Annotated in this window: 11 protein-coding genes; 8 read left to right on the top strand and 3 right to left on the bottom strand. The window is 43.0% G+C overall.

Features of this window, described 5'->3' with window-relative positions:
• Positions 1-11 precede the first annotated feature (11 nt).
• Positions 12-485, top strand: a complete 474-nt coding sequence (locus J4N22_RS06000; RefSeq protein WP_207492796.1) for a DUF4920 domain-containing protein — start codon at positions 12-14, stop codon at positions 483-485.
• 87 nt (positions 486-572) lie between these two features.
• Here J4N22_RS06000 and J4N22_RS06005 read toward each other — a convergent pair whose 3' ends face one another.
• A complete protein-coding gene (locus J4N22_RS06005; RefSeq protein WP_207492798.1) occupies positions 573-1,157 on the bottom strand; it encodes a Uma2 family endonuclease in 585 nt (194 codons plus the stop codon).
• Between the two features lie 262 nt (positions 1,158-1,419).
• Between J4N22_RS06005 and rplK the strand changes: the two genes are divergently transcribed.
• The 7 genes from rplK to rpoC all read left to right on the top strand — a co-directional run bounded on the left by rplK (position 1,420) and on the right by rpoC (position 14,727).
• Complete coding sequence (gene rplK / locus J4N22_RS06010) at positions 1,420-1,863, top strand: 50S ribosomal protein L11 (RefSeq protein WP_207492800.1); 444 nt, start codon at positions 1,420-1,422, stop codon at positions 1,861-1,863.
• Positions 1,864-1,905: 42 nt separating this feature from the next.
• Complete coding sequence (rplA, locus tag J4N22_RS06015; RefSeq protein WP_207492802.1) at positions 1,906-2,595, top strand: 50S ribosomal protein L1; 690 nt, start codon at positions 1,906-1,908, stop codon at positions 2,593-2,595.
• Positions 2,596-2,621: 26 nt separating this feature from the next.
• Positions 2,622-3,197, top strand: coding sequence for a 50S ribosomal protein L10 (gene rplJ, locus J4N22_RS06020; RefSeq protein WP_207492805.1), 576 nt, complete (start codon positions 2,622-2,624; stop codon positions 3,195-3,197).
• Positions 3,198-3,366: 169 nt separating this feature from the next.
• Positions 3,367-3,741, top strand: coding sequence for a 50S ribosomal protein L7/L12 (gene rplL, locus J4N22_RS06025; RefSeq protein WP_207492807.1), 375 nt, complete (start codon positions 3,367-3,369; stop codon positions 3,739-3,741).
• Between the two features lie 346 nt (positions 3,742-4,087).
• Positions 4,088-6,121, top strand: coding sequence for a M13 family metallopeptidase (locus J4N22_RS06030; protein WP_207492809.1), 2,034 nt, complete (start codon positions 4,088-4,090; stop codon positions 6,119-6,121).
• A gap of 352 nt (positions 6,122-6,473) precedes the next feature.
• Entirely contained in the window at positions 6,474-10,277 is a 3,804-nt protein-coding gene (rpoB, locus tag J4N22_RS06035) for a DNA-directed RNA polymerase subunit beta (RefSeq protein ID WP_207492812.1), read from the top strand.
• A 151-nt stretch (positions 10,278-10,428) separates the two neighbouring features.
• A complete protein-coding gene (gene rpoC, locus J4N22_RS06040) occupies positions 10,429-14,727 on the top strand; it encodes a DNA-directed RNA polymerase subunit beta' (RefSeq protein WP_207492814.1) in 4,299 nt (1,432 codons plus the stop codon).
• A gap of 239 nt (positions 14,728-14,966) precedes the next feature.
• On the opposite strand, the gene J4N22_RS06045 is transcribed toward rpoC, so the two are convergent.
• Together J4N22_RS06045 and J4N22_RS06050 are read right to left on the bottom strand one after the other, a co-directional pair.
• The gene (locus J4N22_RS06045; RefSeq protein WP_207492816.1) at positions 14,967-15,401 is read right to left on the bottom strand and encodes an SH3 domain-containing protein; all 435 of its coding nucleotides are present in this window, start codon (positions 15,399-15,401) and stop codon (positions 14,967-14,969) included.
• A 1-nt stretch (position 15,402) separates the two neighbouring features.
• Positions 15,403-15,750 (bottom strand): hypothetical protein, encoded by a 348-nt coding sequence (locus tag J4N22_RS06050; RefSeq protein WP_207492818.1) that lies wholly within the window; start codon positions 15,748-15,750, stop codon positions 15,403-15,405.
• Between the last annotated feature and the right edge of the window lie 138 nt (positions 15,751-15,888).

The following is a 15,888-nucleotide window of genomic DNA, read 5'->3' on the forward strand; positions in this document are numbered from 1 at the left end:
AATTCAAAAACATGAAAAAAATCCTTTCCCTCGCTATTGCTTTGGTAACCGTTTCTGTTGTTATGGCGCAGCCGCCTAATGTTCCTGCTGATAAAGGTGCAAAGTTCGGTGCTGATATTACTGCCGAAAAAGCTGTACCGGTAGCTGATATGGTTAAAAGTTTAAAAGGTAAAGAAGGGGAGAAGGTGCAAGTGAAGGTACAAGGAGAAGTAGTTCAGGTATGTGAAGCTGAAGGTTGTTGGTTAAGAATGAAGAATGGAGACGGTACCATCATGGTGCGTATGAAAGATCATAAGTTTTTTGTCCCTACCGTAATGAATGGTAAAACAATAGTAGTGGCTGGTGAAGCGCAGCTGAAAGAAACAAGCGTTGCTCAATTGAGACATTATGCTGAGGACGCTGGGAAAAGCAAAGAAGAGATAGAAAAAATAAAAGAGCCGAAGAAAGAAGTGGTACTACAGGCAGATGGTATAGTAGTACTATAATCAACTATAAAGAGATTGAAAGGTGGCAAAAGGCCACCTTTTTTGTTTTGGCGCAATTCGTTTTCTATTTCAAAATTTGGGTTGGGACTACTTTGCTTGTTCAGCGTCTATATCCACTTGTGCGTATACATCTTCAAGCTGCAGGTCTAACTGTATTGCGCTAATATAAAGTTTTGCTTCTCTTCCTTTTGCTGTTGTAAGTATCCAGCTTTCACCACTTTTCGTGTATACTTCTGCCTGGTACTCCATACTGCTGATGAGCACATAGTTTTGGAGTGATGGGATACTGCGGTAGAGTTTGAACTTAGTGCCACGGTCATAATCTTCAGTGGAAGGGGAGAGAACTTCAATAAGTACGGTGGGATTAGTAAGTGTATCTAAAGTATCATCTGTAAATTTTCTTTCGCCACAAGCAATGGAAATATCCGGATAGGTGTAAAGTCCGTTTTGCGGGTTGTATACACGTAAGTCGCTTGGGTAAATCTTACATGACTTCCCACGCAGAGTGGGATGAAGAGATGCTATGGTGTTGGCGACAATACTGTTGTGGCTTTCTGACGCGCCTGCCATGGCAAACACTTCACCATTAAAGTATTCGCTTTTATGCTCTGCCAGGCGTTCTTGCTCCAGGTAGTCCTGCTCGCTGATGTATTGTTTTGGAATGGCTGACATTTGTGACGTTTCAGCAAATTTACCAACTAAGGAGGAGAAAGCTGCTGATAAGAGAAAATGCAGATGAACGGAGCGTCGCAACCACTGCTTCATCAAGGTTGTGCCGTTGGTTACCACTACCTTTAGATTACTTTTACATTTTTAATTTTTTCCAAAGGTCATCACCCCTTACCTTTGCCGTCCCAAAAAAGTTCTTTCGATAGAAATAGTGAATTGGGAGTTTAGCTGTATTGGCTGAACGTTATCACCAAAAAAAGAAAACATGGCAAAAGAAATTACAGGCTACGTTAAGTTGCAATGTAAAGGTGGCCAGGCAAACCCTGCACCTCCAATTGGACCAGCCCTTGGTTCAAAAGGTCTAAACATCATGGAGTTCTGCAAGCAGTTCAATGCTAGAACTCAAGATAAAATGGGAAAAGTACTTCCTGTTTTGATCACCGTTTATGGCGACAAGTCTTTCGACTTCGTTATCAAAACTCCTCCTGCAGCTGTTCAGTTGATGGAAGCAGCAAAAATTCAAAGTGGTTCCAAAGAGCCTAACCGTAGTAAGGTTGGTAAAGTAACATGGGAGCAGGTAGATGCTATCGCTACTGATAAGATGGCTGACCTGAACTGTTTTACTAAGGAAAGCGCCATGCGTATGGTTGCCGGTACTGCTCGTAGCATGGGTCTTACTGTTGACGGTAAAGCTCCATGGGAAAATTAATTGATCATTCTTCTGTAAAGGAGAAACAAAACATCATTAAAAATGGCAATCACTAAGAAAAGAAAAGCTGTAGCAGCTAAGGTTGATAAAAATAAAGTTTACACACTTAAAGACGCAGCGTCTTTGGTGAAAGAAGTAAACTGCACAAAGTTTGACAGCTCTGTGGATGTACACGTTCGTTTGGGTGTAGATCCTAAGAAAGCTGACCAACAAGTGCGTGGTACGGTAACGCTTCCTCACGGAACTGGTAAAACAAAACGCGTATTGGTTCTTTGCACACCTGATAAAGAGGCTGCTGCAAGAGAAGCTGGTGCTGATTACGTAGGATTAGATGAATTCATTTCAAAAATCGACGGTGGATGGACTGATGTAGACGTTATTATCGCTACTCCGTCTGTAATGCCTAAGATCGGTCGTTTAGGTAAAGTGTTAGGTCCTCGTAACCTGATGCCAAACCCTAAAACAGGTACTGTTACTAACGATGTAGCCGGTGCTGTAAATGAAGTTAAGGGTGGTAAGATCGCATTCAAAGTTGATAAAGCTGGTATTATCCATGCTTCTATCGGCCGCGTATCTTTTGCTCCTGAAAAACTTGCTGAAAACGCTACTGAATTCGTTCAGGCAATCATAAAACTTAAACCATCTGCAGCTAAAGGTACTTACCTGAAAGGCTTAAGCATGGCTAGCACCATGAGCCCTGGTATCACTGTAGACACAAAATCATTCATCTAAGCCGGTCACGGTTTTAAACAAGCGTTATGACAAAGACTGAAAAAAATGAAGTGATTGAGCTTTTGAAAGAAAAGTTTAATCAATACAATAACTTCTACGTAACTGATACTGAATCTTTGACTGTTGCACAGGTTGGTAATCTTCGCCGTGCATGTTTTAGCAAAGACGTAGAAATGCAGGTGGCAAAGAATACTCTTATCCGCAAAGCACTAGAAGGTTTGGATGCTGAGAAATATGCTGGCGTTTATGATAGCCTTCATAAAGTAACTGCCCTGTTGTTTTCTGAAAATCCTAAAGAGCCGGCTCTTATCATCAGCTCTTTCCGCAAAGACAACAACAACCCAAAGCCTGTTCTGAAAGCTGCTTTCATCAATGGCGATGTGTACAGCGGTGACGAGAACCTGGTAACTCTAACTAAGATCAAGACTAAGAACGAATTGATCGGTGAGGTTATCGGATTGTTGCAATCACCTGCTAAGCGTGTATTGGCTGCTTTGTTGCACCACCACGAGCAAAAAGCTGAAGGTGCAACTACAGAAGCTCCTGCAACAGATGCAGCTGCTCCTGAAGCAAGTGCTCCTGAAGCACCAGCGGCTGAATAAATCTAAAGATTGAAGATGTGGCAAATGCCACGACTTCAAAATCAATTAAGATCTGATGGAAAGAGAGGTCTGATCCTTTTCAAATGCTCGCATTTCCAAATCAATAAAGAATATTTTTTTAATCATCCTCCGGAGCACTAAGCCGTGAAGGGGGGAAAAATTCAAACAAATGGCTGACGTAAAACAACTAGCTGAATCATTAGTAAGCTTAACAGTAAAGGAAGTACAAGAACTTGCTGATTTCCTTAAATCTGAGTACGGAATTGAACCAGCTGCTGCTGCAGTTGTAGTTTCTGGCGATGGTGGTGGCGGTGCTGCTGCTGTTGAAGAGAAAACTTCTTTCGACGTTATTTTGGTAAGCGCTGGTGCTTCTAAATTGAACGTTGTTAAGATCGTTAAAGATCTTTCTGGTCTTGGTCTGAAAGAAGCAAAAGACCTTGTTGATAGCGCTCCTAAGCCAATCAAAGAAGGTGTAGCTAAAGCAGAAGCTGAAGAAATTGCAGCTAAATTGAAAGATGCTGGTGCTGAAGTAGAAGTTAAGTAATTAGCTTTTCATAGTAAATATTAGAGGCTGTCTCCCAAGGAGCAGCCTCTTTTTATTATCACTCGTTACGGACTCTTAAGTGTAGGTGGTGACCAGCAGTTGAATAAATAGCAATAGTTGTTGCGACGCTCCTTTCAACAGGAGAGCATGAAGGAACTGTTGTTTCAATTTCTTTAGCGCATGACAGTTCATACACAACAAGAATTAGAAACCAAACACAAGAACATGTTTATAAACGATTTGTTTCTATATCACTTCCCAAACCTTCCCGTACTTCATTATTGATCAATGGTTTTGCCACTTCACCTTTTCTTCTCACTTTAGCATTCAAACGTTTAAACCTTTTATGAATAAAACTAACCTCGTTTTAGCTGCTGTGCTTTCTTTCCTGGCAGCTTGTAATTCCAACTCTACTGCTAAAGTTAAAGGCGCTACCTATTTCGATGTTGCTGGTATGGATACCACCGTTAAACCCGGAGACAATTTTTTTCAGTTTGCAAATGGCGGTTGGGTTAAAGCCACCACCATACCCGATGATCAAAGTGGATGGGGCAGCTTCTATACCTTGTATACCGAAAACCAGCAAAAGCTAAAAGCTATATTGGAAGAAGCTGCTAATAATAAAAATGCAGCAAAAGGAAGCCTGGAGCAAAAGGTAGGAGACTTTTATGCAAGCGGTATGGATACCGCAGCATTAGAACAAAAAGGTGCTCAGCCACTAATGCCGGTTCTGCAGAAAATAGATGCTGTAAAAACTTACCAGGAGCTGGTAGCGCTGAATATGGAGCTTGATAAAACGAATGATGGCTCACTCATTGGTTATTATGTAGGTGCAGATGAAAAGAATAGCACCATCAATATTCTGAACCTCTATCAAACAGGTCTTACGCTTCCTGAGAAGGAATACTATACTCGCAAGGACTCCACTACAACCATGCAACGGCAAAAGATGGTAGAGTATGCTACCAAACTTTACATGCTTACAGGTGCAGACAGTACCACTGCTGCTAAACAGGCTGCAGATGTATTGAAGCTGGAAACTGAGATAGCTAAAAGTCACCTGTTGCCCACCGAATTACGCGACCCCGTGAAGAACTACAACAAGATGACAATAGCTGAATTGGAGAAGCTTTCTCCAAAAGTGGGCTGGAGCAACGTGTTCAGTACACTAGGGTTAAAGGTTGATAGTTTGAATGTAGGACAGCCTAAATATTATGCTGCACTCAGTACACTACTTGCTACTCAACCTATAGAAGCATGGAAAAGCAAGATGAAGTTTGACTACATAAGCGGCAACACCGACGCGTTGAGCAAAGCTTTCCGCGATGCTTCCTTTGAATTCGGTAAAACATTCAGTGGGCAGAAAGTTCAGAAGGAGCGTTGGAAAACAATAGTGGATTTAAGTGATAACGGCTTAAAGGATCTGCTAAGCCAGCTTTATGTAAAGAAACATTTCACTCCTGAAGCCAAGCAGCGGATGGATGAACTGGTAAATAATCTCCAGGAAGCTTTCAAGAACCGTCTGAACAAGCTCGACTGGATGAGCGACTCTACCCGCCAGAAAGCTTTGGCAAAGCTCAATACCATTATGAAAAAGATCGGTTATCCTGACAAATGGAAAAGCTATGATGATGTGAAAATAAGCCGCAACAACTTCTTCGAAAATAACCAGGCTATTGGCCGACATGATTTTAAAGAGAACATAGAAAAGATTGGAAAGCCAGTTGATAAGAGTGAGTGGGGGATGACTCCAGCTACAGTAAATGCTTATTACAATCCAACGTTCAATGAGATCGTTTTTCCGGCAGGCATTCTTCAATGGCCGTTTTTTGATGCGGGCGCTGATGATGCCATCAACTACGGCGGCATCGGAATGGTGATAGGCCACGAGATCACACACGGGTTTGATGACCAGGGACGCCAGTATGATGCTGAAGGAAACCTGAAGGATTGGTGGACTTCTGGCGATGCGAATAAGTTCAATACAAAAGCTGAAATGGTAATTAAGGAATATGATAACTACACCATTTTCGACAGTGTGCATTTGAATGGCAAACTGACGCTAGGTGAGAACCTTGCTGATATTGGTGGTCTTGCCATTGCCTATGATGCATTTAAAATGACTGAACAAGGTAAAAGCAACGAGAAGATTGATGGTTTTACGCCTGATCAGCGTTTCTTTTTGGGCTTTGCACAGGTATGGCGGATAATGAACCGCGATGAGACCATGCGTGTTCGTGTTACAACCGATCCGCATTCTCCAGAGTTATACCGGGTAAATGGACCGCTTTCTAACTTTGAACCTTTTTATTCGGCATTCAATGTAAAGCCGGGAGATAAGATGTACAAACCAGCCGAACAACGGGCTAAAATCTGGTAAGATGCAAATATTAAACAGCCGGTTTTGCCGGCTGTTTTCAATTAAAAATTCTGGTAGCCCTTTACAGTTTGCATAAATACACCCTATCTTGCAGCTACAATTCAATAACACCTGACTGGTTTATTCATCTTCTACGGGTTTAACTTTACTTTTCCACAATAATCGTTGTGGTACAAAAATTGTTTTTTGCCATTTCTCGGCAAACCTTACCTTTGCATTCCTTTTATTTTAGGCAAATTAGCAATAGCATATTCAGAGATGGCCATTTTATCTGTTGTGCTGCAAATAGATCATTGCTTTTTTAGTAGTGAGTTGCCTGAGCCATAAAGTCTAAAACCGGTTAAATATTAATATGTCTTCAACTAAAGTTCAGAACAGGGTTAGTTTCGGGAAGATCAAAAACTTATCTGAAACACCTGACCTACTCGACATTCAGTTACAATCATTCCAAGACTTTTTCCAATTAGAAACAACGCCTGATAAGCGTAACGTTGAGGGTTTATTCCGTGTGTTCAAGGAGAACTTCCCGATCACCGATACCCGCAACATTTTCGTATTGGAATTCCTGGATTATTTCATTGATCCGCCCCGTTACTCTATTGATGAGTGTATGGAGCGTGGTTTAACCTATGCTGTTCCTCTGAAAGCCAAACTTCGTTTGAGCTGTAATGACGAGGAACACGTTGATTTCCAGACCATCGTTCAAGATGTGTTCTTAGGAAATATCCCTTACATGACACCACGCGGAACTTTCGTTGTAAATGGTGCTGAAAGGGTAGTAGTAAGCCAGTTACACCGTTCACCAGGTGTATTCTTTGGTCAGTCTATCCATCCAAACGGAACCAAGATCTACTCTGCAAGGGTAATTCCTTTCAAAGGTGCGTGGATGGAATTTGCTACCGACATCAACAACGTGATGTATGCTTACATCGACCGTAAGAAAAAGTTTCCTGTAACTACCTTACTTCGTTCAATCGGTTTTGAAACAGATAAGGATATCCTGGAGCTTTTCGGCATGGCTGATGAAGTAAAGGCTGAAAAGAAGACCCTTGATAATTATCTGGGTAAAAAATTAGCTGCGCGTGTACTTCGTACATGGGTAGAAGACTTCGTTGACGAGGATACCGGTGAAGTAGTATCTATTGAGCGTAACGAAGTGGTGATGGAGCGTGATACGATCCTTGATGAGAACGCAATCGAAACTATTTCTGAAATGGACGTGAAGAGCGTATTCATCCAGAAAGAAGAAGTGAGCGGTGACTACTCTATCATCTACAACACTTTAAATAAAGATACTTCGAACAGTGAACTGGAAGCTGTTCAGCACATCTACCGTCAATTGCGTGGTGCTGATGCTCCGGATAATGAAACTGCCCGTGGTATTATCGATAAATTATTCTTCTCTGACAAGCGTTATGACTTAGGTGAAGTTGGTCGTTACAAGATCAACCGTAAGTTGAACCTGAACTTCCCGCTTGAGAAGAAGGTATTAACCAAAGATGACATCATCGAGATCATCAAGTACCTGGTTCGTTTGACGAACAGTAAGGCTGAGATCGATGACATTGATCACCTGAGCAATCGTCGTGTACGTACTGTGGGTGAACAATTATATGCGCAGTTTGGTGTAGGTCTTGCCCGTATGGCTCGTACCATTCGTGAAAGAATGAACGTACGTGACAACGAGGTATTTACCCCGGTTGACCTGATCAACGCCCGTACATTGTCATCTGTTATCAACTCATTCTTTGGTACATCTCAATTATCCCAGTTCCTTGACCAAACAAACCCTCTAAGTGAGATCACGCACAAGCGTCGTATCTCCGCACTTGGACCCGGCGGTTTAAGTCGTGAAAGAGCTGGTTTTGAGGTTCGTGACGTACACTATAGCCACTACGGCCGTCTGTGTACCATCGAAACTCCGGAAGGTCCAAACATTGGTCTGATCTCTACACTTTGTGTACATGCTAAGATCAACGATATGGGCTTCATCGAGACCCCATACCACAAGGTTACACAGGGTAAAGTAGACATGAAAAATCTTACTTTCCTGAGTGCTGAAGAAGAAGACGAAAAGAAAATTGCGCAGGCTAGTTCTCCATTAAACGACAACAGCGAGTTTGCAGAAGAGCGCGTAGTTAGCCGTGAAACTGGTGACTTCCCTATACTTGATAAAAACGACGTGGAATACATGGATGTTGCGCCTAACCAGATCGTTGGTTTGAGTGCTTCTCTTATTCCATTCCTTGAGCACGATGATGCTAACCGTGCCTTGATGGGATCGAACATGCAACGCCAGGCTGTTCCGCTTATCCGTCCTGAAGCTCCAATTGTGGGTACAGGTTTGGAAGGAAAGGCAGCACGCGATGCACGTATCCAGATCCACGCAGAAGGTGATGGCGTAGTAGAATTCGTGGATGCTAAAGAAATACACGTTCGCTACACAAGAAACGAAGAGCAGAAACTGGTTTCATTTGAAGAGGACCTGATCGTTTACAAACTGACCAAGTTCATCAAAACCAACCAGGCTACCTGTATCAACCTTCGTCCTGCGGTGAAGAAAGGACAAGTAGTTAAGCTTGGAGATTTCCTTACTGAAGGATATGCAACAAAAGATGGCGAATTAGCACTTGGTAGAAACCTGAAAGTGGCATTCATGCCTTGGAAAGGATACAACTTCGAGGATGCGATCGTTATCAACGAAAAAGTAGTTCGTGAAGACTGGTATACTTCTATTCACATCGAAGAATTTGAACTGGAAGTACGTGATACTAAGTTGGGTGAAGAGGAGCTTACTCCAGACATTCCTAACGTAAGTGAAGATGCTACTAAAGACCTGGACGAGAACGGTATCATCCGTATTGGTGCCCAGGTAAAAGAAGGTGATATCATCATTGGTAAGATCACTCCAAAAGGAGAAAGCGATCCAACTCCTGAAGAGAAGTTGTTGAGAGCGATCTTCGGTGATAAAGCTGGTGATGCAAAAGATGCTTCTTTGAAAGCTCCATCTGGTACAGAAGGTGTGGTTATTGATAAGAAACTATTCCAGCGTGCTAAGAAGGATAAGAATACAAAAGTTCGTGAGAAAGCTATTCTTGAGAAGATCGAGAAAGTACACGAAAAGAATGTAGCTGATCAACTGGAAGTGTTACTGGACAAACTGCAAACACTGGTGAAGGAAAGACCTTCAGCTGGTGTAAGCAACAACTTCGGTGAAGTATTGATCGGTAAAGGTTCTAAGTTCAACCAGAAGAACCTTAGCCAGATCGATTACCAGAACGTAAATCCTCTAGGATGGACTGGTGATGCTAAGATTGATGACCAGATCAACACTCTGTTGCACAACTACAACATTAAGTACAACGAAGAATTAGGACGTTATAAGAGAGAGAAGTTCAACGTATCAATAGGTGATGAATTACCTGCTGGTGTATTGAAGCTTGCTAAAGTTTACCTGGCTGTTAAGCGTAAGCTGAAAGTGGGTGATAAGATGGCGGGTCGTCACGGAAACAAAGGTATTGTTGCTAAGATAGTAAGAGCTGAAGACATGCCATTCCTTGAAGACGGAACCCCGGTTGATATCGTTCTAAACCCACTTGGTGTACCTAGCCGTATGAACCTCGGACAGGTTTACGAAACCGTTCTTGGTTGGGCAGGAGAGAAGTTAGGATTGAAATTCGCTACGCCGATCTTCGACGGTGCTACCACTGAAGAGATCGCTGATAAGATAGCTGAAGCAGGTCTTCCAAGCTTTGGTCATACTTACCTGTATGATGGAGAAACCGGGGATCGTTTTGACCAGAAAGCTACAGTTGGTATCATCTACGTAATTAAGCTTCACCACATGGTTGATGACAAGATGCACGCACGTTCTATCGGACCGTACAGCTTGATCACGCAGCAGCCTCTGGGTGGTAAGGCACAATTTGGTGGTCAGCGTTTTGGTGAGATGGAGGTTTGGGCACTGGAAGCATATGGTGCATCTAACATCTTGCAGGAATTGTTGACGCTGAAGTCGGATGATATCATCGGACGTGCTAAGACTTACGAAGCAATTGTAAAAGGTGAGAATATACCAAGAGCAGGTATCCCAGAATCATTCAATGTACTTGTACATGAATTGAGAGGTTTGGGTCTTGATCTGAAGTTTGACTAGCCTATAAAGAAGTGCCTCACTCTTTGAGAGTGAGGCACTTTAATCCTTTAGGCCGATGAACAGCAAACAAACAGCTGAAGTGTGCGACGCAACGGAAGTTGAATAGCGAACGGAAGCTGGAAACAAAAAAGTAAAATCGTAATTACGATATATGGCAATGAATAAAAGAGATAACCGTCCAAGGCCAACGTTTTCTAAGATCACGATTGGTTTGGCGTCTCCCGACAGCATTCTTGAGAAGAGCTTCGGCGAGGTTTTAAAGCCTGAGACTATCAACTATCGTACGTATAAGCCTGAAAGAGATGGTTTGTTCTGCGAAAGGATTTTTGGTCCGGTGAAGGATTATGAGTGTGCTTGCGGTAAGTACAAGCGTATCCGTTACAAGGGTATCGTGTGCGACCGTTGTGGTGTTGAGGTTACAGAAAAGAAAGTACGTCGTGAAAGAATGGGTCACATCAAACTGGTGGTGCCTGTAGTTCACATCTGGTACTTCAAGTCTTTGCCAAATAAGATTGGTTACCTGTTAGGAATGAGCTCTAAGAAATTAGAGACCATCGTTTACTACGAGCGTTTTGTAGTTATCCAGTCTGGTATCCGTGCTGATAAAGGACAAAATTTTGGTGACCTGTTGACGGAAGAAGAGTACCTGGATATCCTGGATGCACTTCCTAAAGACAACCAATATTTGCCTGATGAAGATCCAAATAAGTTCATTGCTAAGATGGGTGCTGAAGCAGTTCATGACCTGTTGGCAAGAATTGACCTGGATCAACTTTCATTTGATCTTCGTAATGCTGCGGCTAACGAAACTTCACAACAACGTAAGGCCGATGCGCTGAAGCGTTTGAGTGTAGTTGAAAGTTTCCGTGATGCTAATACTCGTATCACTAACCGCCCTGAGTGGATGGTGATGCAATATATTCCTGTTATTCCACCAGAACTGCGTCCGCTAGTTCCTCTTGATGGTGGTCGTTTCGCATCTTCTGATTTGAACGATTTATACCGTCGTGTGATCATCCGTAACAACCGTTTGAAGCGTTTGTTAGAGATCAAAGCACCAGAGGTGATCTTGCGTAACGAGAAGAGGATGTTACAGGAAGCTATCGATAGCTTGTTTGATAACTCAAGAAAATCAAACGCTGTTAAAGCTGAAGGTGGACGTGCCCTTAAATCTCTTTCTGATGTATTGAAAGGTAAGCAAGGTCGTTTCCGTCAGAACCTGTTAGGTAAGCGTGTTGACTATTCTGGTCGTTCGGTTATCGTGGTAGGTCCTGAAATGAAAATGCATGAGTGCGGTCTTCCAAAAGACATGGCAGCTGAGCTTTTCAAACCATTCATTATTCGTAAGCTGATTGAAAGAGGTATAGTAAAGACTGTGAAATCTGCTAAGAAGTTAGTGGATAAGAAGGAAGCAGTTGTTTGGGATATCCTTGAGAACATCCTGAAGGGTCACCCGATCATGCTGAACCGTGCCCCAACCCTCCACAGGTTGTCAATCCAGGCGTTCCAGCCTAAGTTGATCGAAGGAAAGGCGATACAGCTTCATCCACTTGTTACTACAGCGTTCAACGCGGATTTCGATGGTGACCAGATGGCGGTACACGTACCACTTAGCCATGCTGCCATCCTAGAAGCGCAGTTGCTGATGCTTTCTTCTCACAACATTCTTAACCCACAAAATGGTACACCTATCACCCTTCCTTCACAGGACATGGTACTGGGTCTGTATTACATCACCAAGGGGCGTAAGAGCACTGAAGAAGTAAAAGTACAAGGCGAAGGCAGGGCATTTTATTCTATGGATGAAGTGATCATTGCTTACAACGAAAAGAAGGTTGACCTGCACGCGCACATCAGGGTGAAAACACTGGTTCGCGACAACAAGGGCAACCTTGATAATAAATTAATTGATACTACTGTTGGTCGTGTATTGTTCAACCAATTTGTTCCAAAAGAAGTTGGTTTTGTAAATGCACTATTGACCAAGAAGAGCCTTCGTGAGATCATTGGTGATATCATCAAGATCACGAACGTTCCTAAGACCGCTAAATTCCTCGATGATATCAAAACACTAGGATTTAGAATGGCCTTCAAAGGTGGTTTGTCGTTCAACATCAACGACCTTATCATCCCTGACGTGAAAGAGCAATTGCTGGATAACGCCAAGGCTGAGGTAGAAGAGGTTTGGGACAACTACAACATGGGTCTTATCACCAACAACGAGCGTTACAATGGTATCATCGATATCTGGTCTCGTGTGGATACCCGTATTACTGAAACGTTGATCCGTGAGATGGCAGCAGACAAGCAGGGCTTTAACTCTGTGTACATGATGCTTGACTCAGGAGCTCGTGGTAGTAAGCAGCAGATCAAGCAGCTTGCTGGTATCAGGGGTCTGATGGCTAAACCTCGTAAGAGTGGTAGCAGCGGAAACGAGATCATTGAGAACCCGATCCTTTCAAACTTCAAAGGAGGTCTGAACGTATTGGATTACTTCATCTCTACCCACGGTGCTCGTAAAGGTCTTGCGGATACGGCGTTGAAAACAGCGGATGCGGGTTACCTAACTCGTCGTCTGGTTGACGTTGCCCAGGACGTTGTAATAACTGAAGAAGATTGTGGTACACTGCGTGGTATTGCTACCAGTGCACTAAAAGATAACGAGGACGTGATTGAACCATTGTTTGACCGTATCCTTGGCCGTACCTCTCTACACACTGTACTAAACCCGGTAACGGATGAGCTACTTGTAGAAGCAGGACAGCAGATAAATGAAGACATCGCTAAGAACATCGAAGAAGCAGGAATTGAAACTGTAGAGATACGTTCAGTTCTTACTTGTGAAGCTAAGCGTGGTGTATGTGTACGTTGCTATGGTAAAAACCTTGCAACTGGTTACACAGCTCAACGTGGTGATGCTGTAGGTATAATTGCTGCACAGTCAATCGGTGAACCAGGTACACAGCTTACACTACGTACCTTCCACGTGGGTGGTGTGGCCGGATCGGCTTCTGTAGAAAGTACATTGAATGCTAAGTTCGATGGTACTATCCAGTTTGATGGTCTACGTACTGTAGATGCACACAACCAGGAAGGCGACAAAGTGAAGATCGTTATTGGTCGTACCGGTGAGGTGCGTATCATGGACGTGAAGAACGATCGTCTCCTGATCACCAACAATATTCCTTACGGTTCTACACTGCAAGTAAAAGACGGGCAGAAAGTAACCAAAGGTGATGTGATCTGTTCATGGGATCCGTTCAACAACGTTATCGTTGCGGAAATCCCAGGTGCTATCAAGTTTGAAAACATCATTGAAGGTGTAACCTTCCGTGAAGAGGCTGATGAGCAAACAGGACACCGTGAGAAAGTTGTTATAGAAACAAAAGATAAGACCAAGATCCCAGGATTGATAGTAGAAGGTGCGAAAGAAACCAAGATGTACAACCTACCTGTAGGTAGCCACATCGTTCTTGAGCAAGGCGAGGAAGTGAAGCCAGGTCAAGTACTGGTGAAAATTCCAAGGGTGTTAGGTAAACTAAGAGATATCACCGGAGGTCTTCCACGTGTAACTGAATTGTTTGAAGCGCGTAACCCAAGCAACCCTGCGGTTGTATCAGAAATTGATGGTGTTGTAAGCTTCGGTAACATTAAGCGTGGTAACCGCGAGATCATTGTTGAAGCAAGAGATGGAGTAATCAAGAAGTACCTTGTACCTCTTACCCGCCAGATCCTTGCACAAGATGGTGACTTCGTAAAAGCTGGTACTGCTCTTTCTGATGGTTCTATCGCTCCTGCAGATATTCTTGCTATCAAAGGACCGTTTGCTGTACAAGAGTACGTAGTGAACGAGATCCAGGAAGTATACCGTTTGCAGGGTGTGCGTATCAACGATAAGCACATTGAGACCATCGTTCGTCAAATGATGAAGAAGGTTGAGATACAAGATCCGGGCGATACACGTTTCCTTGAAGGAGATACTGTTGACCGAATCGATTTCAACGAAGAGAACGATTGGATCTTTGATAAGAAAGTGGTGGTTGACTCAGGTGAAAGCACTAAGTTGAAAGCCGGGCAGATCGTTAGCCTGCGTGAAGTAAGAGAAGAAAACTCTATCCTTCGCCGTTCTGACAGGAAGCTGGTTGAATACCGGGATGCTCAATCTGCTACATCATCTCCATTGTTGCTGGGTATCACCAAAGCGTCACTGGGTGTACAAAGCTGGATCTCTGCAGCTTCATTCCAGGAAACAACTAAGGTGTTGAGTTCTGCAGCTATCATGGGTAAAACCGATGAGATGCTGGGTCTGAAAGAGAATGTGATCACTGGTCACGCCATACCTGCGGGTACTGGTCTGAGAGACTTCGAGAACATGATCGTAGGTAGCAAGGAAGAATATGAATTGCTTACTACAGCCCGCGAAGCAATGACCTTTGATGAAGAAGAATAAGGAGTTTTAAGTTTAAGGTTTAGAGTTAAAAGTTCTAGATCCTAATTCCTTCAAATAGATAAAAAAGCCGCCTCATTGTTGAGGCGGCTTTTTTATTGCCAGCGGTCAGAAGAAAATGGAGCAGATGTTGCGATGCTCCGTTCAGCTGCTGTACTACATAGGATCAACTCTCATTTCACTATCAAAAAAATAAGCAGGAAGACGTTCCTGCTTAAATTTTATTTATGTGTGTGCTTATACTAAGACACACTCAGGTATTGTGCATATGCATATCCTTCTTCTCCTTTTTCAGTTCTTACCAGCCACCATTGATCATTGGTTTTATTGATGATGGTAACATTAGAGTTATGTGCAGCTTTGCCTACAATTGGCTGGTCAGTTCCCGGACCTTTCCTGATGTTTAGATTAGAAGTTTGCGTACTTACTCTTGCTTGTGCGCCGGCTACTGCCGATGCAACATTTATATTCATGATCAAATCGCCTGCTCTAAAATCTGGATCGATCCGGTTATAGATGCTCCATAAATTATCCTTCGTTTGCCCATTAGGTGCTTCACCATCTATATAAAGTACACGATCCTGCTCACGAACCTGTAGGTTGTTAACACCACCGGCTTTAGCTGCATTTATCAACTCACTGTACTTGCTTTGCAGGCCGCCTGTTGCGTTTTCCATATTATTTTATGTTGAGGTTGTTATTGATCTTTTTTGGCCTGAGGGAATTTAATGACTGCATCAGCCCTGGCAACTTGCTGCGTTCTATGTCGCCGGTAAGTGTAATCTCACCATTGTTAACATTCGCCGTTACATTCGGATGATCTTTAGTCGCATCTTTCACTCCTTTACTCAATTCATCATCAGCCGAAATCTCTACTGGTGCTGGTGTTGTGTTTGTTGTAGTTGGTGTAGAGTTGATGGTTGTGTTGTCAGTTGTATCTTTTTGCTTACCCTTACAAGCATAAAATGAGGTACTGGTCATCAGCAAAAAAACAACTGCAACAACTTTAAATTTTGTCGTTTTCATAGCTTACGTTTTAGCCGGAAAACTTTAAATAGTCATGCCACGAACAGCTGAATTTTGTATGCATGTTTCTTTATAAAAACGAGCAATTGCCAAAAATGGACATCGAATTATCACATATCTATGTGGCCGTGAAAACCT

The sequence above is a fragment of the Aridibaculum aurantiacum genome, from assembly GCF_017355875.1.
GTDB lineage: Bacteria > Bacteroidota > Bacteroidia > Chitinophagales > Chitinophagaceae > Segetibacter > Segetibacter aurantiacus.

Excerpts from the sequence above, each read along its gene's own strand:
- J4N22_RS06000 (WP_207492796.1), top strand. The coding sequence starts at position 12 with ATGAAAAAAATCCTTTCCCTCGCTATTGCTTTGGTAACCGTTTCTGTT.
- J4N22_RS06005 (WP_207492798.1), bottom strand. The coding sequence starts at position 1,157 with ATGTCAGCCATTCCAAAACAATACATCAGCGAGCAGGACTACCTGGAG.
- rplK (WP_207492800.1), top strand. The coding sequence starts at position 1,420 with ATGGCAAAAGAAATTACAGGCTACGTTAAGTTGCAATGTAAAGGTGGC.
- rplA (WP_207492802.1), top strand. The coding sequence starts at position 1,906 with ATGGCAATCACTAAGAAAAGAAAAGCTGTAGCAGCTAAGGTTGATAAA.
- rplJ (WP_207492805.1), top strand. The coding sequence starts at position 2,622 with ATGACAAAGACTGAAAAAAATGAAGTGATTGAGCTTTTGAAAGAAAAG.
- rplL (WP_207492807.1), top strand. The coding sequence starts at position 3,367 with ATGGCTGACGTAAAACAACTAGCTGAATCATTAGTAAGCTTAACAGTA.
- J4N22_RS06030 (WP_207492809.1), top strand. The coding sequence starts at position 4,088 with ATGAATAAAACTAACCTCGTTTTAGCTGCTGTGCTTTCTTTCCTGGCA.
- rpoB (WP_207492812.1), top strand. The coding sequence starts at position 6,474 with ATGTCTTCAACTAAAGTTCAGAACAGGGTTAGTTTCGGGAAGATCAAA.
- rpoC (WP_207492814.1), top strand. The coding sequence starts at position 10,429 with ATGGCAATGAATAAAAGAGATAACCGTCCAAGGCCAACGTTTTCTAAG.
- J4N22_RS06045 (WP_207492816.1), bottom strand. The coding sequence starts at position 15,401 with ATGGAAAACGCAACAGGCGGCCTGCAAAGCAAGTACAGTGAGTTGATA.
- J4N22_RS06050 (WP_207492818.1), bottom strand. The coding sequence starts at position 15,750 with ATGAAAACGACAAAATTTAAAGTTGTTGCAGTTGTTTTTTTGCTGATG.